Origin of the sequence: Paenibacillus sp. OAE614 (assembly GCF_040546645.1) — a bacterium.
Lineage (GTDB): Bacteria > Bacillota > Bacilli > Paenibacillales > Paenibacillaceae > Paenibacillus_AQ > Paenibacillus_AQ favisporus.
This window is the reverse complement of sequence record NZ_JBEPOD010000001.1, coordinates 6314935-6335609: the sequence shown is the minus strand read 5'-3', so window position 1 is coordinate 6335609 and position 20675 is coordinate 6314935. Positions and strand designations below refer to the sequence as shown.

The window sequence follows — 20675 nt, the reverse complement described above, 5'->3', positions numbered from 1 at the left end:
AGGATTGTGTTGAAAGCGCTTGTATGGTATTTTATGTACATAAAAACGTTTTTATAGCAAAGGAAGAATGGTTATATGGGTAAGGTAACGATCAAGGATGTGGCTAAAGCGGCCGGAGTTTCCATTTCTACGGTTTCGAATGCATTGAATGACGTGGATGTATTGACTCCGGAGACCAAGTCACATGTTCTGAAGGTGGCAGAACAATTAAATTATGTACCGAACCTGAACGGGAAGCTGCTGAAGTCGGGGAAGACCAAGATGCTTGGCTTCTTTACAACAAGCGTGGCAGGGCCCTACTTCTACACACTGGTTGAGTCGATGTCACATGAATGCGACCGTCTGGGTTACGGACTGAATGTGTTTATTACGAAGGATAAGCAGGTTATCATGAGCAATATTATGGGCGGCCGGGTGGATGGCGTCATCATATTCGAAGAGCTGAGGATCGACGACAAAGACATCGCCGCTATGGAGAAGGACAAGATCAATGCCGTGTTCCTGGATCGCGAGATTCAGAAAGAGACGATGGGCAGCATCATTTTCGACTCCTATGAGGCCGGTTATGAAGCGACTAAATATCTGATCAGCCTGGGGCATAAGAAGATTGCCTATATTTCCGGCGTGGATACGATGTTTGACAGCGTTCAGCGGAGAGAAGGATATCTGGCTGCGCTGCACGAGTGTCAGTTTCCCATCGATGGAGACTATATCCTGCAAGGTTATTTTGAGGAAGAAGGCTCCTATAACGCTGTGAAATCCTTTCTTCACCTGCACCCCGACAAAGTGCCGGATGCTTTTCTTGCCGGTAACGACGTGAGTGCCATCGGTTGTATCCGGGCCCTGAAATCCCTGGGATACGAGGTTCCCCAAGATATAAGCGTCGTGGGCTTCGATGATATTGATATTGCACAGTATTTTACACCGCCTCTCTCGACCGTACGCAATCAGATTGCCAGACAAGGCATTCTGGCAGTGGATCACCTGGTTCGCATGATTCAGAAGAAAGAGCAAGGCAAGACTCAGAAATTGCCTGGGGAGCTTGTCGTTCGCGGCACCAGTCATGTGAAGATCAATCGGAATAACCCGGTTTAAGTGAAAGGGCTGATGATTATTCCGATTCTTTTTTTAAAAATGATACAAAATAGGAGGATATTTTTTGCCAAAAAATAAAAACGTTTTTATTTAAGTCTGTCATTTTGTGATCAAAGGAGGCTTACCAGGTGGGCAAAACCGTTTTAGTTCAGCCAACCGGCACAGGCCCGGTTCAACCAACCGGAAAGAAGCCGCGAGGGCAGAGAATCAAGGAGTTTTTCATTGATTTCAAGCGGCAATGGGAGCTTCAATCGATGATTCTTCCCGGTATTATCTTTATGTTTATTTTTTGCTACATACCGATTTATGGTTTATCCATTGCTTTTAAAAATTACACCGTCATTGATACGCTGGATTCCGCTCCGTGGGTTGGTCTGGACAATTTCAAAATTATTATATCGGACAAGTATTTTTGGGATTCCGTAGTCAACACGCTGGGCATCAGCTTTTTGAAATTGGCGGTGGGCTTTGTCATTCCGATCATTTTGGCCATTATGATTTACGAGGTAGGCATGGGACGATTCAAAAAGTTCGTACAGACCATTTCGTATCTGCCTCACTTCTTGTCATGGATCGTGCTGGGCGGAATGCTCATTACCTGGTTCTCCACCTCCGGTTTACTTAACGAAGTTCTGCTTGGTTTAGGGCTGATCTCGCAGCCGCAAAACATTTTGCTCGACCCAAGCAAGTATTGGTGGATTGCGACCTTATCGGATATCTGGAAGGAAGCTGGATGGGGGACGATTCTGTACTTGGCGGTCATGTCCAAGATTGATCCTACCTACTATGAAGCCGCAAAAATCGATGGTGCGAGCCGCCTCAGACAAATCTGGAACATCACACTGCCTAACATGAAGATGATTATCAGCTTAAATCTGATCCTCACTGTAAGCGGTTTATTGGGGTCGAACTTGGATCAAACCTTGGTGCTCATGAATTCACAGAACCGGGAAAAGGCAGAAGTCATTAACTCGTACGTGTACCGGATGGGGATGACGCAAGGGGATTTCTCTTATGCCACCGCGGTTGGTTTGGGTGTATCCATCATTTCTGTCATTCTGCTCGTTACGGCTAATAAGGTGACCAGCAAATTAAATGATAATCAATCCGTTCTATAGGCCATGCAGGGGGAGGCATTACGGTGAATTTGAAAGCAGCAAAAGGGGATCTCGATAGCAAAATCTTTGATACGATCAACATCATCCTATTGGTTGTATTTACGATTATTATTGTCGTTCCGTTATGGAACGTCGTCGTTTCATCCTTCAGTTCGGGCAGGGCACTTGCCGAGGGCGGGTTTATCTTCTGGCCTAAGGAATTATCGCTTGAGAATTATCAGGCTGTGTTCAGGGATACAGGCATATGGCAGGCATTTTTCATCTCGGCTGCCAAAACCGTGATCGGGGTTATAACCCATGTATTCTTCTGTGCCATGGTAGGTTACGGTCTGAGCAAAAAATACGTCCGCGGCCGCAAGTTCTACGTTGCGATGGGTGTCATCACCATGTTTTTCTCGGGCGGTATGATTCCGACCTACTTATTGATTAAAAGCTTGGGCCTGCTAAACACCTTCTGGGTTTATATTATTCCGGCTCTCTTAAGCTTCTATGATGTCATCATCCTGATGAATTTCTTCCGCAATGTGCCGGATTCGCTGGAAGAGTCGGCGAAGATCGATGGCGGCGGCGACTGGAGAGTTTTTCTGAGCATATTCATTCCTCTTTCTATGCCGGCCATGGCCACAATCGCCCTGTTTAACGGGGTAGGGCAATGGAATGATTTTATGACCACGAAACTGTATATCACCGACCAATCGCTATATCCCTTACAGATGATGCTGTATGAAATTATTGTGCAGTCTCAGACGCAATCGATGCAAAATATCGGTTCGGTAGCGATTCAAACCACCACGAAAGGGGTCCAACTAGCAACAATCGTCGTAACAACACTGCCGATTGTTGTGATGTATCCGATATTGCAAAGATATTTTATCTCGGGAATGATGCTTGGGGCAGTCAAAGAATAGAGAAGCAACTTCTTAAGGGAGTGGACAAGAAGCTGGCTGTAAAGACACAGGCTCTATCAGGAAAGCGCTTTAATTAAAAGGGAGGGTACAGGATGTTTACGAACAAAGCTTTTGGAAAGAAAGGACTCACACTGCTTACTGTATTGATGAGTGTTGTATTGGTTGTGAGCGGCTGCAGCGGATCGGGCGGCAAGTCCGGCTCAAAGAAGGAGAACTGGGTTTCGATAGAAGACCGTTATACACCGGATGCCGAGACTCCGGCCTGGAAGCTGGATAAAAAAGAAGAGGTAACCAACCTGACTTGGTATGTAAATGCGGATTGGTGGAATACGGATTTCGGCAAGGACGTTGTCACCAAGAAAATCAAGGAAGATCTGAATATCAATATCAAGTTCATCACGGGTGACGATACCAAATTGAACACGTTTTTTGCCGGCGGGGAAAATGCCGGATTTGATCACAACGTTTGACTCCAACTCCCCGGTGGTACAAAAAGCGGCCACATGGGCGCTGCCGTTAAATGATCTGGCTGAGAAATATGATCCCTACTTCAATAAAGTCGCTGCACAAGACACACTCAAATGGTTCCAGCTCAAGGACGGCAAAACCTACGGATATCCGAACTATTCCAATACACAAAAGGACTATGACAGCGGCAATATTCCTGCGAAAACGGCATTTATCATCCGTAAGGATGTTTACGAAGCCCTGGGTAAGCCGGTCATGGGCACACCAGAACAATTTCAGGCTGTCCTCCAGGATATCAAGAATAAATTCCCTGACCTGATTCCATTCGGGTTCAACTCCATTGGTGAAGGAACAGGCTCGCTTGGCGATACGCTTCAGGACTTCATCGGCGTGCCGCTGGAAGACAAGAATGGCGGATTCTATAACCGTAACCTCGATGAAGACTATTTAACTTGGGTGAAGACGCTTAATTCCGTATACAGAGCCGGGGCGATCAGCGATGACAGCTTTGCCGATGACGGAACAGCTTTTGAAGAAAAGGTCAAGGCCGGCAAATATGCAACCATTTTGCTGGATGGAACACCGCAGCAGGGCGGCAACCTGCAAAGCTTCTACAGTAATAATAAAGGCAAAGAGTATATCGCGATTGACGGACCCCAAAGCACGGCCTTGCATTCACCGACACTGAACCAATCCGGGATCACAGGCTGGATGATCAGCTTTATTACGAAAAATAATGTGGATCCCGCTAAATCGATTCAGCTCTTCACCTACTTGTTAAGCGAAGAAGGACAAATGCTGATGAACTATGGTATTGAAGGCGAGACCTATAAAGTGAACGCGGATGGAAAGGTTGAGTTTCTGCCTGCTGTGAAGGAGCTTCAGTTGAACAACCCGGATTCCTTTAAAAAGGATTACCGCATGGGCGAATTCATGTTCTTTGGCCATGACCGCCACAAAGCGCTCAGTGGTGACGCATTCCCGGATGCCATCAAGCAAATGCAGGAATGGGGTAAAGGAAAGCTGGTACCACACTTTATTCTGGAAAATATCAACCCTGACCAAGGAACACCGGAAGCGCGTTCTTTGGCCGCAATCAATACGAAATGGAACTCAACACTCATCAGTATGATTCGTTCGAAGGATGATGCTGCGTTTGATAGCCTCTTGAATGAATACAAAAAGTTCCTGGACAGTAACAATTGGGACAAAATCGTGGAGGTTCGCAATGAGAAGATGAAAGCGAACAAAGAGAAGCTTGGGCTGAAATAAGCTTTCACGGATAGGAAACGATATATAGAAATCTGGAGGGAACAACATGCTGAACATGACAATCTACCAGTCGAATGGGGAAGAGGAATTATTCATTAAGAAAACCAAGGAGGAGCTTTCGCCTGTATCTCCCACTGCGCTGCTGAATACGGTTGTTATCGATGAGGAGCAGACGTATCAGGAGATGGATGGCTTTGGCGCGTCCTTCACGGATTCCGCGGCTTATCTGATTCATCAAGTACTGAGGGCCGAGCAGCGTTCGGAGCTTATGACACAATTGTTCGATCCGAAGGAAGGGATTGGTTTGTCGGTACTGCGCCAGCCCATGGGCGCATCTGATTATGCACGTGACTTCTACAGTTATAATGATCTGCCGGAAGGCCAGTCCGATATGGAGCTGAAGCAGTTTTCCATTGCACACGATGAGGACGATATTATTCCACTCCTGCAGGAAGCGCTGCGATTGAATCCGGATATGAAGCTGATGGGTTCGCCTTGGAGTCCGCCTGGCTGGATGAAGACTAGCGGGTCGATGATCGGCGGGGAGCTGAAGCAAGAGTGCTATTCGGTTTATGCCAATTATTTCGTCCGTTATATTCAGGAGTATGCATCAAAAGGTCTGCCTATCTATGCGGTTACACCGCAAAATGAGGCATTGTATTCACCAGGCCATTATCCCGGCATGATCATGCTGCCTGAGGCACAAAGTGATTTCATCAAGAATCACCTGAAGCCGCAATTCGTGAAGAATCATATCGATACGAAAATCCTCTGTTATGATCACAATTGGGATAGACCCGACTACCCGCTGACGGTGCTTGAGCAGGCAGGCGATGCGGTGGATGGTGTCGCTTGGCACTGGTACGGCGGGAAGCCGTCAGCCCAATCGGACGTATTCGAAGCTTTCCCTGATAAAGAGGTTCATTTCACGGAAGGGTCAGGCGGGGAGTGGATTCCGCCGTTTGAGCAAGCCTTCTCGAATGTCATGCGGACAGGTATCGAGATTCTCCGAAATCATAGCAAGTCTTACGTCTTATGGAATATGGCACTGGATGAGAAAAATGGTCCTACCGTACCCGGCTTTGGTACAAGCACCTGTCGCGGTATTGTGACCGTGAATCAACAGACGAAGGAACTAACCTATACGCTGGACTACTATGCGCTGGCGCATTTCAGCAAGGGGATCCGTCCGAAAGCGCGGCGTATTGCTTCGACCAGCAATGATCTGATCCGCTCCGTTGCCTTTAAAAATACGGATGGCTCGATCGCAGCTGTTATGTTTAACGACAGCGAAGCATCGGAGAGTGTAGCTGTTCAGCTGCACGGAAAAGAGGCATTGCAGCTTGAGATGCCGCCCAAGAGCGCTTTAACGGTAATGTTTGAAGCGTAATTAGTAGATGGGCCGATTTATAATAAAAACCAGCTTGTTACATGAGAAAACGGCCTGCGCCGATTGAATAGTATAAAAGAGGATTACACTGCAAGGCGATCGCTTCCCGGTATTCAACCGGAGAGTGGTCGCCGATTTTTTTCTGGAAGCATTTATAATTTTTCGATGTTCTCAATTTCTCCTACAATCTGCTCGGTTTGGTTTAGGTGACACAGAGAAAATTTACTCCGAAACAAAAGGATTGGGCTTTACAATCTCAATGTTCTAGTGTACTATCTAACTATAACACTAATACAAGGGAGTTGTGAGCATGAACCATCGAACAAATATGCAGGCGGACGCCGATGCACCGGTTCTTTCACTCCAAGGGGTATCGAAACGGATCGGAAGCAAGTGGATCGTCAGCCAGCTTTCTTTTGATGTGCATAAAGGCGAAGTGGTAGGCCTGCTGGGGCCCAACGGTGCGGGCAAGACGACAACCATCCGCATGATCGCCGGATTGATCGGGATGACGGAGGGAGATGTGCTGGTCCGCGGGAGCAGCATCCGCAACGACTGGAAGCAGGCGATCCGCCATATCGGGGCGATTATCGAGAACCCGGAGTTCTACCCGTATATGACCGGATACGATAATTTGAAGCAGTATCAGCGGATGAATCCCTGGATCAGCCGGGAGCGGATCGACGAGGTTGTCCGGCTCGTGGGGCTGGAGCAGGCCATGAAGAAGAAGGTCAAAGCCTACTCGCTCGGCATGCGCCAGCGGCTCGGCATCGCCCAGGCGCTGCTGCATGAGCCGTCCGTCCTGATTCTGGATGAGCCGACGAACGGCCTGGATCCGGCAGGCATCCGGGAGATGCGCGACTATCTCAAAAATATCGCCCGCGAAGAAGGCATCTCCATCCTGGTGTCGAGTCACCTCCTGCTTGAAATGGAGCAGCTGTGCAGCCGGGTCGTCGTCATTCAAGACGGCAAGCTGGTGACAGTCCGCTCCATTTGCGGAGGCAGCGGGGAAGCGGAGCAGCCGGGGCAGCAGGAAGCCATTCGCGTCATGTTCCGCGTCGGCCGCCTGGAAGAGGCGAAGAGACTGCTCGAAGGGCTGGATCTGGCCGAGGTACTCGCGGTGAACCCGGAACAAAGCGAGCTGATTCTTTCCTTGCAGTACAAGGACATTCCGGGGGTAGTGGAGCGGCTGGGCAGCGGCCGGATCCCGATTTACCTCATTACCGAGCTCAAACAGTCTCTAGAAGACGAATTCCTGAAATGGACGGGAGGAAACCAAATTGCGTAGTTTTTCTTTGCTGGTGGTCAACGAATGGCTCAAGATGGCCAAGAAGCGCAGCTTCTTCATTCCTTATGCCATCGCTGCGGTGGCCGCAATCGCCCTGGGCTGGATTCTGAAGCGTTGGGGTGGCGAGATGATGACAGGGGCGAGCGCCCTGGATTATACGGTGTTGATGGCGGGTATGAGCGGCTTTGGCCAAATGACGGCCATGCTGGCGATCATCTTCACGGCCGGCATCGTATCCGGGGAGCACGGCCAAGGAACGATCAAGTTCCTGCTGATCCGCGGGCAGAGCCGGTCCGCAGTTCTGGCATCCAAGTACACGGCGGCCGTCTTGTTCACGCTGTCGCTGGCGGTATGGCTGACGGTGCTGAGCTTCGCAGCGGGTGCGTTCTTCTTCGGCACGGATGCAGGGGAAGCCGGCTGGCGGGATGTGCTGGTGGCCGGAGGCAGCACGCTGGTGTACAGCATCATTTTCATGACACTGGCCTTTATGATGGGGGTGCTGACCCGGTCGACGGGAGCCGCGATGGGTGTAGGCATGGCCTCGGTGATGTTCAGCGGAATCGTTATTCCGAAAAGCTTCTATAAATACGTGCTGTTCCCGAACGCAGACCTGTCGGTGTACAGTCAGGGCGGTCACGCACCGATTCAGGGGATGAGCCTGGGCTTTTCCATCGCCGTTCTGGCGGCATATCTCGTCTTGTTTCTTGTCGCCAGCTTTGTTACGTTTAAGAAACGTGATATAGCCTGATGCGCGGGAACGTAAGCTGACGGCGAAAGGAGTCTGTCCTGAAGTGAGTATTGAATTCGACAACAATTTGCCGATCTATCTGCAAATCATGAACCATATCAAGAGACAAATTGTCTCAGGCATCCTGCAGCCGGGCGATAAAATCCCTTCCGTAAGGGAACTGGCGGCCGACCTGCAGATCAACCCGAACACGATCCAGCGCACATTTCAGGAGCTGGAACGCGAGGAAGTCGTAGAGACCCGGCGCGGGCTGGGAAGATATGTGACAAGCGAGGAATCGAAGATTATGGCGATTAAAAAGGAAATGGCGGGCGAATTGCTTCACCAGTTTATCCATGGCATGCAGGAGCTGGGGTTCAAAAATCAAGACATCGTCTCCATCGTAAGCGAGGCGGTCGCGGAGGACCGAAAGCAAGGCGTAAAGGAGGGGGCTAAGGGTGGAAACACTGCTCAAAGTTGACGGCGTATCCAAGAAATACGGAGGCAAGCTGGCGCTGAACAGCGTGTCACTGCGCATCGGACCGGGACGGATCGTCGGCCTGCTCGGGTCGAACGGCAGCGGGAAGAGCACGCTGATGCGGATCGCCGCCGGGCTGACGCCGCCTACCGCGGGAAGCATTTCCGTGCTGGGCAAGCCGGTGGGCAAGGAAACGCGCAGCCTGATCTCTTATATGCCGGACCTTCCGCTGACGGAGAGCTGGATGAGGGTGAAGGATGCGGTTGCTTTTTACCGGGATTTCTATGATGATTTCGACTTGGAAAAGGCGCGCGAGATGCTCGACTTTATGAATTTGAAGGAGAACGACCGGGTCAGCTCCCTTTCCAAGGGCATGGGCGAACGGCTGCAGCTGACGCTGGCCCTCTCCCGCCAAGTGAACCTGTATCTGCTTGACGAGCCGATCGGCGGCGTGGATCCGGTGGCCCGGGGTAAAATTCTGGACGCGATCGTCCGCTTCTACAGCGAAGACAGCAGCCTGATTGTCAGCACGCATCTGGTGCGCGATATGGAGCGGATTTTTGATGAAGTCATGTTTATCCAAGACGGCGTCATCGTCCTGCACGAGGAAGTCGAGAGCATCCGCATCAACCGTGGAAAAGGCATTGACGATCTGTTTAAAGAGGTGTTTGGCGAATGATCAAGCTGTTAAAATACGATTTAAAGCGCAACGCGACGCTGCTGCTCGGCGGGATGGCGATTCTCCTCCTGTGCGAGTTCGTCCTCCTCTGGTCCAGGGCCACGGATGAAGTGAAAATCGTCCTCTCGGTCCTGTTCTTCGGCGCAGTCTCGGTGATTTACTTCATTTCCAGCCTCCGTGTGTTTGACTACAACATCTCTACGGTCAGCCGCCGGCTCGTTCCGGTAGGTGCCTTGTCTTATGTGGGAGCTTCCCTGCTGTACGGGCTGCTGAACTCGCTAGTGCTGACCGTAATTGGCGCGGCGTTCACTGCCTATATGGTGGTCAACTTAGGGGGCGGATTCAGCTGGGCCGGCCAGATTCCGGTCTGGGCCATCGTGCTGATCGTTGTAGAATATCTGTTTCTGCTCGTATACGGCTTTTTGACCTTTTATATGACGATTGCCTTGGCGCGCAGCCTGGTAACCAAGGGCGTGTTTTGGGTCGGACTGCTGATTTTTATCGTCCTGACCATCGTCCTTTCTTATGTTGAAGACTTTCTGTTCGGCCAGGATTCGTCCGCGTTGTTCGGAAGCGTGGGTCTGGAGTGGAGCTCTCAGTCCGGCGTGCTGGCCCGGGAGCTGCCGGGTCTCCTGTCTGCCTGGCAAACCTGGGGCTCCATCGTGTTTGAGGGGCTGCTGTGCGTCGCCTTTTTGTACGTGATCAAATGGTGTATAGAGAAAAAAATCGAAGCGAGATAGGGAAAAGGTTGGCCTTGAGCGGCGTTACGTTGAAGACCGAATGCAGGGGTAAACCTTGCCGCCGTTTGCTATAGAAAGAAAGGTTAGGGAACTTAAAAGGTACCCGTACACTGACACTTCAAAAAGTGTTTCGTGTACGGGTACCTTTTTTGCTTACTGGGTTATTTGAATTTGATGGTGTTTTTAATTTTGCTCCCGCAGCCGCATATGATCGTGTGCTTCAAATCTTTAATTGGCTGATGGCACAGGGGGCATATGCTTTGATGAATTGGATCGTTCAATCTCACAGCCACCTCCGTACTTAACTCGGCTTCGCTCGGTGCATTTGTCGTGCCGTTCCTGCCTCGATGCTCTATACCGGCGGCAACAACACAAACAAACAAACTCTCTTTTCATTCCATCGACAAACGGTTTGGGTTACTTGCTTTCCCCTGTAGCCACGAGCACGGCTCTCCCCAGCGTATGACCCAGCATGGTGAATCCTAAGACGGCCGGCGTGGCGCTGCGGTCAACGCCGATATCCTCAACATCCAGCGCATGAACGACAAAATAATACCGATGCGGACCATGTCCCGCTGGAGGCGCCGCACCGATAAACCGTTCGAGCCGGGCATCGTTCGGCAGCTGCAGGGCGCCTTGCGGCAAACCGCTGCCATGCTCGTCGCCTGCGCCAGTTGGCAGCTCGGTGACATTGGCAGGGATGTTGATGACGGCCCAGTGCCAGAAGCCCGATCCGGTTGGGGCATCCGGGTCATATGCGGTTACGGCGTAACTCTTCGTCCCTTCGGGCGCACCGGACCATTTCAAATGGGGCGAAAGATCTTTACCGCCCTCGACTCCAGACGCGTATTGCTGGGGAGGTAGGGGAAGGCCCTCCGCAATATCATTACTCGTTAACCGAAAGGCTTCAACTTCCGGCAATTTGGCAAATGGGTTGTTGTTCATTGTAAACTCCTCCTTTTTTGTATGAGTCGATTATATACACAAGAATCGATTCTGTAAACAGAAATCGTTTTGAATACTTATTATCGATTTATTTCTTGTTTTTTTGTAGGTTTCGGTGTAAATTATTTAAACGTGTACAATCCCGATATACATAAAGGATGGTGTCGGCTTCATGGCCAAAAGAAACGGTTCGTCCACTTTAAGTGAAAATGTTACAAAAAAACTGAGGTATGATATTTTGGACGGACAATATGAACCGGGCGCTCCATTAACCGTTTCGGAATTAGCCAAAGGTTTCGAAGTCTCGGTTGCCGTCGTTCGGGAAGCGCTAACCCGTTTAGCGACCCAAGGCCTCGTCATACAGAACCCGAATCATGGATTTTCCGTGAAGACGGCGTCGGAAGAAGAACTGAAAAGCATCATAGAAGCGCGGTCGATCAATGAATCCGCAGCCCTACGCCTGTCCATCGCTCACGGCGATCTCACATGGGAATCCAATGTCATCGCTGTTCACCATAAATTATCGCAAACACCCGAGTACGAGGATGGTCATCCAAAGCTCGTCGTTCGCGAAGAGTGGTCCGACATTCACCGTCAATTTCATTACGAACTTATCGCTGCATGTCCCAATCCGGTGCTTCTGGATATTTGCAGACGCCTGTGGGATTTAAGCGAATTTTATCGGCATTATTCACCCCCGCAGCAGTCCGTTCGTGATGGCCGCGCCGAACATAAGGCATTAGCGGATGCCGTAGTAAGCCGTGACGGCGATCGTGCCGTCGAGATTTTTAAGGCGCACATCCAACTCACTGCGGATATCCTGTTTGACCATCGATAAGCGGATACCCTTCAAACCGCCACGTATCCTTTCTGAAATCAAAAAAGGAGCTGTCTGCGCTATGGCAAACGGCTCCTTTTATAATGAAATCTCATGACTCAAAATTCCCAACGGCTTTAGGGTCCTGCTTAAGCGGCCGGAATTACCGGTTCTCCAACCCTTTTTCCATATAAACTAAACTCAATTGTCCGTTAATGACGGCGGTACGAATCATGCGGTATCCGATGCTTTCGAGGGGCTCAATCGCGTAGTTGCCGTACAGCTCAGCCTCACGGGTATAGGCTAGCTTCTGCAGCTGCAGGATTTCCTCCGCGTCCGCCTCATGGGCACGTAAAATGTCTACACTCATCTCAGCTCATCTCACCTTTCTCTTGGCTCAGCTCGTTCCAAACCATACTGGTAAAATCAGGTGTATTCTACCATCAGACTCATCGGGCGACAACCAGGCCGGATCACGGAGATGGAGGATCCTCGAATGCATGCGGATATCTTTAAAAAATCACTTTATCTCGGGAGTATGATTCCTTTAAAATAGAGGGATAAGGTCTGTGAACATTTTCCAGTTTTGTGAAGGTCAGCGGATCATAACGGATCCATATTTTCGAGCCAGCGAAAGTGAGGAATGACATGAACGGAGGAATTGTCCGACTGCGGGAAATTCTGGATGACATTACGCCATCGGAGCGCAAGGTGGCCGATTTTATTCTGCAGCACCCGGGCGAGATGATCGGGCTTTCGATCGCCGAGTTGTCCCGCCGGAGCGGGGGGAGCCAGGCCGCCGTCGTCAGACTGTGCAAATCGGCCGGATTTAAGAGCTACCAGGAGCTGATGCTCAAGGTGGCGGGCGATCTGCAGGAAGGCCAGGAGGAGCCCGGAGGGTATCAGGAGATCCGCCCGCATGACTCGGTGGATGCCATTATTCATAATGTGACGAATAACAATATTCAGTCGATTCGTAACACGGTTAAGGTGCTGGACAAGCATATGGTTGAACGGGCGATCGAGGCGCTCGGCCGGGCGGAGCGGATTTTTTTCTTCGGGATCGGCGCTTCGAACCTCATCGCCCAGGACGCGCAGCACAAGTTTCTGCGGATCAACAAGCCAAGCTTTTCGTTTGCCGACCCGCATTTGCAGCTGACCTCTTCGGTGCTGCTCACGGAGCGGGATGCCGCCGTCGGTATTTCGTATTCCGGCAAAACGGACTATGTCATCTCCGGCATGAAAGCCGCCAAGGAGGCGGGGGCGGTGACGATCTGCATTACGAAATACGGAAACTCGCCGCTGAGCGAGATTGCCGACATCCAGCTGTACACATCATCGACCGAAAACGATATCCGCAGCGGGGCGACCGCCTCCCGGATTACCCAGCTGAACATCATCGACATGCTGTACCTGGGTGTCGCCAGCCGCAGCTATGACCAGTCGGTGGACTACCTGGAGAAGAGCCGGGCGATGATCAACAAGACGAAGCAAAAGGGAGGCTGAGCTCAGGGGAGTTCGGATCCGGTTGGAGTGCTCCATTCCGCGCTTGACCGCGTCCGCACCCGCGAGGACAGGCCCAATACGTATAAGAGTAACCCTGCGGCAAAAGGCTGCTCCGTTTAATCCGGGGCAGCCTTTTATCACGGGCAAAAAGACTCGCTAACGACTTTTATTCCATCACGAGTGCTGTGTTCGATGCCCTGAATCATTTGACCGTACTGCGATCTCTCTAATCGATTCGGCAGGTAAGATTCGGAAAACAGGAAAAACCCCAAACTTTTGGTTTCCCTCCAGCAGCAGACAATTTATACTTAAATTTGACAAAATGCCATCAAGGCTTGAATGGAGAGCGTTTTGGGAGGATATGTACATCCTTTCATAGTCGGAAGTGAAAATCATTTGGAACCCGCTGGAAGATCCGACGTAAAAAAATGCTGTAAAGTACAAAGCAATGAAATAAGGGGTGTAACGAAAATGGGAAATGAGATGGATGTCATTTTGGTCGAGAAGATGTCAAACGGCAGCCTGCGGACGATGGAAGAGCGCAGATGGGGCATGAATATGGTGGCTGCGCTGGAGCATGTCAACTATATCGTCGTCGACGGCAAGGAATACGAAACGATTGAGGGAAGGCTGAATGTCGATACCGGCAAGCTTGAGCTTTTGCTGGTGCAGATAAGAAACGAGTAACAGGGAACTCGGCGAAAGGAGATGCGATCATGGCAAACGAAGAAAAGGCGAAGCGGAGCGACGAATCCGGATCAAGACGGTTTCCGGTTGAAGGGAAGGCAGCCCGGGTATTGTCCACGTCCCTGGGCGTAGCGCTGCTGGCCAATGCCTTTCTGATCCCGGGAGCGACAGCGGCCGGAGCGTCGGCCAATACATCAGGTGACCAGACCGCGGCGGATGAACCGATCCTGGTCTCCTGGTCGACAGAGGAAGTAAAACAGTATTTTGATAAAAACGCGGACTGGAACATTCCGCTTAAGGAGCAGCCGGAGGAAGACAAGGAGGGGCAATCGGCGTCGACAGGCTCCGGATCGTCGGGCGGCGGAACGACCGTCATTAACAATTACGGCTCGGCTCATTCGGGATTCGGCTGGGATGACCTGCTGCTGTACCACATGCTGTTCAACAGCGGATCCAGCTATTCTACCACCAACTATTACAACGGCCGGCCGACGTACTACACCGGCACCAGCCAAACGTATAAGCCGCGGTCCTATACCAGCGGCACGTTCCAGAACAAGCCGGTCGTCGGCTCGACGGTGCGCCCGAAGACGTCGACTTCGACCGGGTCGATCACCCGGAGAGGAACGTCGTCTTCGTCCGGCAGCATCGGCGGCAAGTCAAGCGGATTCAGCTCCTCTTCGAGCTCCCACTCCAGCTCCAGAAGCGGCGGGTTTGGCGGATGAGCAGCGTATTTGAGGTGCTTGCCCCAGGAACCGGCGAACGCGCGGAGCGGGTGGAGCAGCTGCGGCAGCTGGGTTTTGCCTGGGCCGATCTGGAGGACGAGGAGTACTGGCTGGACCAGATCGTCGTCATGAACGGGGAGACGTACCGCGAACTCGAGGAGGCTTCCTCGAGGCTGTGGGGCGTGCTCGACAAGACGGTCCGCTATGTGCACAAGCGCCGCGACCTGTATGAGCTGATCGGCATTCCGCAGATTTTGTGGGATATGCTGGACGACTGTCCGATTCCAGGGCAAGGTCTGATCAGCCGCTATGCCCGGTTCGATTACGCGGTCGGCCATGACGGAAGCATCAAGCTGTATGAGCTGAACGCCGATACGCCGACCGGGTATGTGGAAGCGTCGATCGCGACCCCCTGGCTGTGCGGCGAAGCGGGAATTCCGACGCCGAACGGGCGGATGAAGGAGCTCGTGAAGGCTGCCTGGGCCGTGGAGCGTCCGGATACCGCCGCCTGCGTCGCCTACGGCAGCCACCTCGAGGACTCGGGAACGATCGAGGCGCTGGTGAAGCACAGCGGCCTCCCCGTAACCTGCGTCGACTGCCTCGATCTGTGGATCGACGAGGGGATCGTCAAGGACGCGACGGGCCGGGAAATCAAGCGGATGTTCGCGCTGTACCCGAAGGAGTGGATGGCCGTCGACGACGGCGGGGACGCGCTCGCCTATGCGATCGAGACCGGCAAGCTTGCGCTTTTTAACGGACCACACAGCATCCTGCTGCAGTCCAAAGGACTGCTGGCGGCGGCCTGGGGCCTGTATGAGCTGGGCCTCCTGTTTGACGAACGGGAGCAGGAGACGGTAGAGAAATATATTTTGCCAACCTACAATAAGCCCGTGTTCTCGGGAAGCTATGTGTCCAAATCGATGTTCGGCCGCGAGGGCGGGTCGGTGCGGATGTTCAATGAACAAGGAGAGATGGATATCCAGGACGAGGCCGGATTCGACACGAGCGTCCTGTTCCCATCCGTCTATCAGCTGCGGGCGGAGCTCCCGCGGATTGAGACTGCCGCAGGGCCGCGGCACCTGCTGACCGGCATGTTCGTGATCAACGGACAGCCGTGCGGGCTGCTCGGAAGAGCGGGCGGATTGATTACGGGGAATACGAGCCATTTTATCGCGATGGGAGTGAAATAAATGAAGACCTACCACAAGTTCTTCCGGACGGGTCTGGGACTGTTCCTGCTGGCGGCGCTCCTGCTGAGCGCATGCTCCTCGAATGAACCCTCCGTATTCGATACAACCACGTCGGAGGATACGAACGTATCCCGGGTTCCTTGGGATTACCGGATTGTCGAAGGAACGGTCGGCGATCTCATCGGCAGCGACATGACGGTCCTTCCGGACAACGAGCTGATGCCTAACGACGGCAACTATGCTACGGGGGACAAAATTTGGTCTTTGCAGTACATGGACGCCGAGATGACGACCGGTGCCAACCAGAAGACCGACGTCCGCCTGTCCTCCTGGGACACGATCAAGACGTTCAAGACGCAGGAGGAGGCCAAGAAGGACTTGGCCAATCTAAAAGTTAACGTGACGACCGAAGTCGACCTGGTCGGCGTATACCAAACAAAATTCAAGGATCAGACGCGGGACTTTGCGGTCGTGGAGCTGCCTTCCGGCAACCGGATCAAGCAGCCGATCGACGATGCGCGTTACAAGGAACTGGAGAAGAAGAAGAAAGTTTCCGTCAAACTCGAGGAAGTTCATGATTTCGCCGATTACGATTCGGCATACGCCAAATTCAGGGGGTGGGCCAGTTAATGGTCGTCGTTAATATTGTTGTCAGTGTCATCGTCATCATCATCCTGCAGCTGCTCGGAATGGTGATCTTCAGCTGGATGACGCCGTTCAAGGACATGGAAGAGCTGAAGAAAGGCAATACGGCCGTCGGCATCGCGCTTGGAGGCAAATTTTTGGGGACGGCCATCATTCTCGGCGTGGCGGCTTATACGAACACGTCCATTTGGTTTTTGGCCATGTGGTTTGCCGTCGGGTACGTGTGCCTGATCGCCGTGTACTGGATTTTCGAGCTGGTGACCCCGGGCTTTAAAATTTCCGAGCAGCTGAAAAAGGGAAATACGGCTGTTGCCGTCCTCTTGTCCATGGTGTTCGTCGGCATGGCTTTTGCCATCAGCAGCCTGATTGTATAAAGCTGTAGATCAAGCTGCCATGCTGAAGAGAGGGTGAGACCGCTGCATTTTTTCCTCCGGCTATCCGCCCGGATGATGCGGATGCGCAAAACGACGATTGGCCTGATTATTGTTATTTTTGTAACGGTGAGCGCAACGATCGCCTATCTGCTCGAGCCGTCTACCTTTCACAGCTGGTTTAATGCCCTGTACTGGGTCATGACGACGATGGCCACGGTCGGGTACGGCGACTTCTTTGCAGCTACGGTGGCCGGTAAAATATTTACGCTGTTTTTATACATCTTCGGTATCGGGCTGCTCAGCTTGGTCATCGGTAAAATCATCGATTCCATCGCGGGCATTCAGCGGCAGAGGGAGGCGGGAACGTTGAATTTTCACGGAGGCAATCATGTCATCTTAATCAATTGGAGCCGAAAGGTGAGGTCCGCCATCGACGAGATTCTCACGTACGACCCGAAGGCGCAGATCGTCATCGTCGATGAGACGGACCGCCATCCGGCGCTGCAGATGCACCAGGTGCATTTTGTCAGCGGAGATCCTTCGTCCGCGGAGACGCTGATCAAGGCCGGGATTGAGCGGGCGCGGGCGGCTATTATTTTCGCCGACACCCGGATCGAGGAAACATCGCTGACCGATGGCAAGTCGCTGCTGATCGCCTCCAGTATCGAACGGATCGCGCCCGAGGTGCACACGACGGTGGAAATCATGCACGAGAAGCACATTCAGAACTTCCGGTTTGTACAGGTCAACGAATTCGTGCTGTCCCACGATGCGATCTCCAGCCTGGCGGTGCGGGCTGCGCTGCAGGAGGGGAATTCGGCGGTGATCAGCCAGCTGATCAGCCGCGAGCACGGGGACGATATCTACGAAGTTCCGTGCAATCCGGCCTGGAAAACCTACGGCGAGGCGTTTCAGGCTCTGCTTGGGCAGGGAGCCACCCTTCTGGCCGACCGGAACGACATGTCGATCAACCGGCGGTTAAGCGAGCCGATCCCGGCCGATGCGAGGCTGTATGTGGTTGCCGATGAGGCGACGTACCGGCGGATTGCCGGAAAATAAAGCCAAAGCACTGGTCGATAGAGATCATTTCCCGAAAGAACCGATGGCCTGCAAGAGCGGGCTGTCGGTTTTTTTAGATATAAGGGTTTTCTGGATCGGGCCGAAAATGGGAAGGGCTATATGACCGAAGCCGTGCGGCTAATGGTTGACTATGCGTTTACCGAACTTAAGCTCCACCGGATCGAAGCCGGCGTTATGCCCCGCAACCTGGGATCCATCCGCGTACTCGAAAAAGCGGGCTTTCACCGTGAAGGCATCGCCCGCAGCAATGTGCTGATCAACGGCAAGTGGGAGGATCATCAGGTGCTGGCCATCATCAATCCGGAAGACTAGCGGGAAGGGGCCGGCTCGCTTGGATCAGCGGTTTCGGCCGTCTTCAGCGAATCGGGGGGATCCTTCAGCGTAGACTCGATCAGCACATCGATCCCATTCCCGGTCTGGACGGCAATAGCCTGATCAGGAGCCGTTCCCTGGATGGAAAATATGCCGGTTCCCACCTCGTATTTATTGGAATAGGTTCCGTGGTATTCGAGGCCTTCGACATCGGCGTAGGTTTCCACAGTGCCGAGGCGGGTGCCGAGTTCGACGGAGTACAGCTCGGTCAGCCGATACAGACGGCTATCCCAGCGGATAAACGGAAAAGCCCAGGAATGCGAGATGCCGGTTCGCACCGTCTCGTGTACACCAGTGTTCCCTGATTCTCGGCTGCCGCATCCCGGCAGTGTCGTGAGCAGCAGAACAATGGCCAGGAGTGCGGAGGGCAGGATCAGAGCGCGGCGGCGGAGAAATAACTTTAATAGTAGTTTACGAGGAATAGTAGTCACCTCCCAAGTGTTAATTCCCATATTAAGGTACTTTGAGTGGTGTGGAAAGAGAATCAAATGCCCGCCGCCCTCATCTTTTTGAATTGAGGAAATGGGCGGAGGCTGACGGCAAGAATCTTGCACTTCAATGAAGGAGGTATATCTGTGAGTCAAACGATACGCGTAGAATGGGGTGGCCAGCCGGTCAAGCTGACCTGGATCCCAACGAAGGACATGCCGGATCCGGCCAAAGTGACAAGCGTTCACGGCATCTGTATGCTGCGGGGCAACGTGCTGGCCGTCCATGTGGACGGGCGCGGTTTTGATATCCCCGGCGGGCATGTCGAGCCGGGCGAGACGCCGGAGGAGGCGTTTCACCGCGAGGTGCTGGAGGAAGGCAGCGTCCGCGGCCGTGCCGTGTACATCGGGATGATGGAAGTGAGCCACGAGGAGAACGAGCATTTTGACCCGAACAGCAAATATCCGCTGGTCGGCTACCAGCTGTTTTACCGGATGGACATTGAGGAATGCCTGCCGTTTAACCGGGAAAACGAGTGCCTGGCCCGAATTTGGGTGGAGCCTGAAGAGTTTCGTTATGTCATTGATCATGCCTTATTGGGACTGGTGCTGGAGGAGGCGCTGAAGCACCTGCCGGCGAATCGGGAGGGGAACGATGAGGGCGTGTAAACGCGCCTGTATCAGGATGAAGCCGTCTATGGGGAACACCCTCCTCGAGTTCGGAAGACCCGGAGACCGCCTATTCCTATTGCTCGGCCCCTGATTGATGCTCGTAGTTCCTCATCAGCATGCCGGTCGCTTTTTTCATACCCAAACGGGCGTAAAACTCCTGCACATCCGGATCGCACAGCAGATCCACCATATACAGCCCCTTCAGCCTCTCCAGCATCCGTGCCGTCAGTTCCTTGCCGATCCCCTGGCCCTGATAATCCGGAATCACTTCAAGTAAAGGAATATAGGCCGTTAATACTTTGTCTGATAAACAATTAATAAAGCCAATCATTCGCTTGGTATCGGCATCGATAGCCAGTATGATAAAGGTAGAGTTCGCAAGGAGCCGAATCAGCACAGCGGGCGAGGGCGGGTTGGGCCAGCCGTCGAAAAAGCCGGGGGCAACCGATGACTCCGTGATTCCCTGCAGATGGTCCTGGTAAATAATCATTGAGTGTACCTTCTTTCCTGAAAATGAAATGAGTTGGTATGACTTTACTATATAGGAGGTCAATCATGGACAACAACCCTGTCTGGTCGGAGCAGATGCCGGCCGTTCAGTTCCGTGTGGCGCGACCAACGCACCAAATCGAGAAAATCAAACAGTTCTACCATGAAGGGCTCGGACTGCCGGTCATCGGCTCATTTCAGCAGCATCAAGGCTATGACGGCGTGATGTTCGGCTTGCCGGATTCCGCCTATCATCTTGAATTTACGCAGCATGAACACGGGGTTCCCGTGCCGCCGCCTTCAGAGGACAATCTGCTGGTGTTTTACATACCGGATGCCGACAAGCGAAATGCCATCGCGCAGCGTCTTCAGGCGATGGGTTACCCGGCTGTCAAGGCCGAGAACCCGTACTGGGACGTTAACGGCATCACCATCTGTGACCCGGACGGCTGGCGCATCGTGCTGCAAAATACTAGCGGCATATAGAATACAAAAGGAAAAAGCGGTTATACAGATCAAGTGTTACGAAAAATGGTAAGCAGACACATGCTGACGAAGGCAGCTTACCCAGGGGGCGATTAT

The 20675-nt window shown here is 52.5% G+C and carries 25 protein-coding genes and 1 pseudogene; 22 read left to right on the top strand and 4 right to left on the bottom strand.

Going from position 1 to position 20675, the window contains the following annotated elements:
• Positions 1 to 75: 75 nt before the first annotated feature.
• From ABIE48_RS29140 to ABIE48_RS29090, 11 genes are all read left to right on the top strand, one after another.
• On the top strand, positions 76 to 1095 hold the full coding sequence (locus ABIE48_RS29140; RefSeq protein WP_145026942.1) for a LacI family DNA-binding transcriptional regulator: 1020 nt from the start codon (positions 76 to 78) through the stop codon (positions 1093 to 1095).
• 128 nt (positions 1096 to 1223) lie between these two features.
• A complete protein-coding gene (locus tag ABIE48_RS29135) occupies positions 1224 to 2213 on the top strand; it encodes an ABC transporter permease (protein WP_192716006.1) in 990 nt (329 codons plus the stop codon).
• Positions 2214 to 2236: 23 nt separating this feature from the next.
• Positions 2237 to 3121, top strand: coding sequence for a carbohydrate ABC transporter permease (locus ABIE48_RS29130; RefSeq protein ID WP_192716005.1), 885 nt, complete (start codon positions 2237 to 2239; stop codon positions 3119 to 3121).
• A 92-nt stretch (positions 3122 to 3213) separates the two neighbouring features.
• Positions 3214 to 3591, top strand: coding sequence for a hypothetical protein (locus ABIE48_RS29125; protein ID WP_354520178.1), 378 nt, complete (start codon positions 3214 to 3216; stop codon positions 3589 to 3591).
• Positions 3575 to 4861 carry a type 2 periplasmic-binding domain-containing protein gene (locus ABIE48_RS29120; RefSeq protein ID WP_354520176.1) on the top strand — a complete coding sequence of 429 codons (1287 nt, stop codon included), beginning with the start codon at positions 3575 to 3577 and terminating at the stop codon, positions 4859 to 4861. Before ABIE48_RS29125 ends, ABIE48_RS29120 begins: the two co-directional genes overlap by 17 nt.
• A gap of 46 nt (positions 4862 to 4907) precedes the next feature.
• Positions 4908 to 6251, top strand: a complete 1344-nt coding sequence (locus tag ABIE48_RS29115) for a glycoside hydrolase family 30 protein (RefSeq protein WP_145026936.1) — start codon at positions 4908 to 4910, stop codon at positions 6249 to 6251.
• A 310-nt stretch (positions 6252 to 6561) separates the two neighbouring features.
• A complete protein-coding gene (locus tag ABIE48_RS29110; RefSeq protein ID WP_354520174.1) occupies positions 6562 to 7539 on the top strand; it encodes an ABC transporter ATP-binding protein in 978 nt (325 codons plus the stop codon).
• Positions 7532 to 8287: an ABC transporter permease gene (locus ABIE48_RS29105; RefSeq protein WP_145949096.1), complete on the top strand. Its 756-nt coding sequence runs from the start codon at positions 7532 to 7534 to the stop codon at positions 8285 to 8287. Before ABIE48_RS29110 ends, ABIE48_RS29105 begins: the two co-directional genes overlap by 8 nt.
• Positions 8288 to 8330: 43 nt before the next feature.
• Positions 8331 to 8747, top strand: a complete 417-nt coding sequence (locus tag ABIE48_RS29100; protein ID WP_076172765.1) for a GntR family transcriptional regulator — start codon at positions 8331 to 8333, stop codon at positions 8745 to 8747.
• Positions 8725 to 9423, top strand: a complete 699-nt coding sequence (locus tag ABIE48_RS29095) for an ABC transporter ATP-binding protein (RefSeq protein ID WP_152399435.1) — start codon at positions 8725 to 8727, stop codon at positions 9421 to 9423. The genes ABIE48_RS29100 and ABIE48_RS29095 overlap by 23 nt, the downstream gene beginning before the upstream one ends.
• On the top strand, positions 9420 to 10163 hold the full coding sequence (locus tag ABIE48_RS29090; RefSeq protein ID WP_192716004.1) for a hypothetical protein: 744 nt from the start codon (positions 9420 to 9422) through the stop codon (positions 10161 to 10163). Before ABIE48_RS29095 ends, ABIE48_RS29090 begins: the two co-directional genes overlap by 4 nt.
• Positions 10164 to 10580: 417 nt before the next feature.
• Here the strand turns inward: ABIE48_RS29090 and ABIE48_RS29085 are convergent, their stop codons facing one another.
• Positions 10581 to 11108: a YbhB/YbcL family Raf kinase inhibitor-like protein gene (locus ABIE48_RS29085; protein ID WP_145138581.1), complete on the bottom strand. Its 528-nt coding sequence runs from the start codon at positions 11106 to 11108 to the stop codon at positions 10581 to 10583.
• A gap of 172 nt (positions 11109 to 11280) precedes the next feature.
• Here ABIE48_RS29085 and ABIE48_RS29080 point away from each other — a divergent pair, with 172 nt between their 5' ends.
• Positions 11281 to 11946 (top strand): GntR family transcriptional regulator, encoded by a 666-nt coding sequence (locus ABIE48_RS29080; protein ID WP_145026926.1) that lies wholly within the window; start codon positions 11281 to 11283, stop codon positions 11944 to 11946.
• Positions 11947 to 12088: 142 nt separating this feature from the next.
• On the opposite strand, the gene ABIE48_RS29075 is transcribed toward ABIE48_RS29080, so the two are convergent.
• Positions 12089 to 12295 carry a hypothetical protein gene (locus ABIE48_RS29075; RefSeq protein ID WP_222125804.1) on the bottom strand — a complete coding sequence of 69 codons (207 nt, stop codon included), beginning with the start codon at positions 12293 to 12295 and terminating at the stop codon, positions 12089 to 12091.
• 278 nt (positions 12296 to 12573) lie between these two features.
• Between ABIE48_RS29075 and ABIE48_RS29070 the strand changes: the two genes are divergently transcribed.
• The 8 genes and pseudogenes from ABIE48_RS29070 to ABIE48_RS29035 form a co-directional block, all read left to right on the top strand.
• On the top strand, positions 12574 to 13431 hold the full coding sequence (locus tag ABIE48_RS29070) for a MurR/RpiR family transcriptional regulator (protein ID WP_116232856.1): 858 nt from the start codon (positions 12574 to 12576) through the stop codon (positions 13429 to 13431).
• Positions 13432 to 13902: 471 nt separating this feature from the next.
• Entirely contained in the window at positions 13903 to 14118 is a 216-nt protein-coding gene (locus tag ABIE48_RS29065; protein WP_105445736.1) for a hypothetical protein, read from the top strand.
• Between the two features lie 29 nt (positions 14119 to 14147).
• A complete protein-coding gene (locus tag ABIE48_RS29060; RefSeq protein WP_105445735.1) occupies positions 14148 to 14843 on the top strand; it encodes a hypothetical protein in 696 nt (231 codons plus the stop codon).
• Complete coding sequence (locus ABIE48_RS29055; RefSeq protein WP_145138573.1) at positions 14840 to 16033, top strand: glutathionylspermidine synthase family protein; 1194 nt, start codon at positions 14840 to 14842, stop codon at positions 16031 to 16033. Before ABIE48_RS29060 ends, ABIE48_RS29055 begins: the two co-directional genes overlap by 4 nt.
• Positions 16034 to 16663, top strand: a complete 630-nt coding sequence (locus ABIE48_RS29050) for a hypothetical protein (RefSeq protein ID WP_192716003.1) — start codon at positions 16034 to 16036, stop codon at positions 16661 to 16663.
• Entirely contained in the window at positions 16663 to 17052 is a 390-nt protein-coding gene (locus ABIE48_RS29045) for a DUF350 domain-containing protein (RefSeq protein WP_076172775.1), read from the top strand. The genes ABIE48_RS29050 and ABIE48_RS29045 overlap by 1 nt, the downstream gene beginning before the upstream one ends.
• An 81-nt stretch (positions 17053 to 17133) precedes the next feature.
• On the top strand, positions 17134 to 18111 hold the full coding sequence (locus ABIE48_RS29040) for a potassium channel family protein (protein WP_354520169.1): 978 nt from the start codon (positions 17134 to 17136) through the stop codon (positions 18109 to 18111).
• An 87-nt stretch (positions 18112 to 18198) separates the two neighbouring features.
• Positions 18199 to 18444, top strand: a pseudogene (locus tag ABIE48_RS29035) (GNAT family N-acetyltransferase); the annotation flags it as partial.
• Here the strand turns inward: ABIE48_RS29035 and ABIE48_RS29030 are convergent.
• Entirely contained in the window at positions 18441 to 18935 is a 495-nt protein-coding gene (locus ABIE48_RS29030) for a hypothetical protein (RefSeq protein ID WP_192716002.1), read from the bottom strand. The pseudogene ABIE48_RS29035 and the gene ABIE48_RS29030 overlap by 4 nt on opposite strands.
• A gap of 144 nt (positions 18936 to 19079) precedes the next feature.
• Here ABIE48_RS29030 and ABIE48_RS29025 point away from each other — a divergent pair, with 144 nt between their 5' ends.
• On the top strand, positions 19080 to 19601 hold the full coding sequence (locus ABIE48_RS29025) for an NUDIX domain-containing protein (RefSeq protein WP_260869454.1): 522 nt from the start codon (positions 19080 to 19082) through the stop codon (positions 19599 to 19601).
• A 76-nt stretch (positions 19602 to 19677) separates the two neighbouring features.
• Here ABIE48_RS29025 and ABIE48_RS29020 read toward each other — a convergent pair whose 3' ends face one another.
• Positions 19678 to 20094, bottom strand: a complete 417-nt coding sequence (locus ABIE48_RS29020; RefSeq protein WP_145026916.1) for a GNAT family N-acetyltransferase — start codon at positions 20092 to 20094, stop codon at positions 19678 to 19680.
• A 65-nt stretch (positions 20095 to 20159) separates the two neighbouring features.
• Here ABIE48_RS29020 and ABIE48_RS29015 point away from each other — a divergent pair, with 65 nt between their 5' ends.
• Complete coding sequence (locus ABIE48_RS29015; protein ID WP_192716001.1) at positions 20160 to 20579, top strand: VOC family protein; 420 nt, start codon at positions 20160 to 20162, stop codon at positions 20577 to 20579.
• Positions 20580 to 20675 lie beyond the last annotated feature (96 nt).

Excerpts from the sequence above, each read along its gene's own strand:
- ABIE48_RS29140 (WP_145026942.1), top strand. The coding sequence starts at position 76 with ATGGGTAAGGTAACGATCAAGGATGTGGCTAAAGCGGCCGGAGTTTCC.
- ABIE48_RS29125 (WP_354520178.1), top strand. The coding sequence starts at position 3,214 with ATGTTTACGAACAAAGCTTTTGGAAAGAAAGGACTCACACTGCTTACT.
- ABIE48_RS29115 (WP_145026936.1), top strand. The coding sequence starts at position 4,908 with ATGCTGAACATGACAATCTACCAGTCGAATGGGGAAGAGGAATTATTC.
- ABIE48_RS29110 (WP_354520174.1), top strand. The coding sequence starts at position 6,562 with ATGAACCATCGAACAAATATGCAGGCGGACGCCGATGCACCGGTTCTT.
- ABIE48_RS29090 (WP_192716004.1), top strand. The coding sequence starts at position 9,420 with ATGATCAAGCTGTTAAAATACGATTTAAAGCGCAACGCGACGCTGCTG.
- ABIE48_RS29085 (WP_145138581.1), bottom strand. The coding sequence starts at position 11,108 with ATGAACAACAACCCATTTGCCAAATTGCCGGAAGTTGAAGCCTTTCGG.
- ABIE48_RS29080 (WP_145026926.1), top strand. The coding sequence starts at position 11,281 with ATGGCCAAAAGAAACGGTTCGTCCACTTTAAGTGAAAATGTTACAAAA.
- ABIE48_RS29075 (WP_222125804.1), bottom strand. The coding sequence starts at position 12,295 with ATGAGTGTAGACATTTTACGTGCCCATGAGGCGGACGCGGAGGAAATC.
- ABIE48_RS29070 (WP_116232856.1), top strand. The coding sequence starts at position 12,574 with ATGAACGGAGGAATTGTCCGACTGCGGGAAATTCTGGATGACATTACG.
- ABIE48_RS29065 (WP_105445736.1), top strand. The coding sequence starts at position 13,903 with ATGGGAAATGAGATGGATGTCATTTTGGTCGAGAAGATGTCAAACGGC.
- ABIE48_RS29060 (WP_105445735.1), top strand. The coding sequence starts at position 14,148 with ATGGCAAACGAAGAAAAGGCGAAGCGGAGCGACGAATCCGGATCAAGA.
- ABIE48_RS29055 (WP_145138573.1), top strand. The coding sequence starts at position 14,840 with ATGAGCAGCGTATTTGAGGTGCTTGCCCCAGGAACCGGCGAACGCGCG.
- ABIE48_RS29050 (WP_192716003.1), top strand. The coding sequence starts at position 16,034 with ATGAAGACCTACCACAAGTTCTTCCGGACGGGTCTGGGACTGTTCCTG.
- ABIE48_RS29045 (WP_076172775.1), top strand. The coding sequence starts at position 16,663 with ATGGTCGTCGTTAATATTGTTGTCAGTGTCATCGTCATCATCATCCTG.
- ABIE48_RS29040 (WP_354520169.1), top strand. The coding sequence starts at position 17,134 with ATGCGCAAAACGACGATTGGCCTGATTATTGTTATTTTTGTAACGGTG.
- ABIE48_RS29020 (WP_145026916.1), bottom strand. The coding sequence starts at position 20,094 with ATGATTATTTACCAGGACCATCTGCAGGGAATCACGGAGTCATCGGTT.
- ABIE48_RS29015 (WP_192716001.1), top strand. The coding sequence starts at position 20,160 with ATGGACAACAACCCTGTCTGGTCGGAGCAGATGCCGGCCGTTCAGTTC.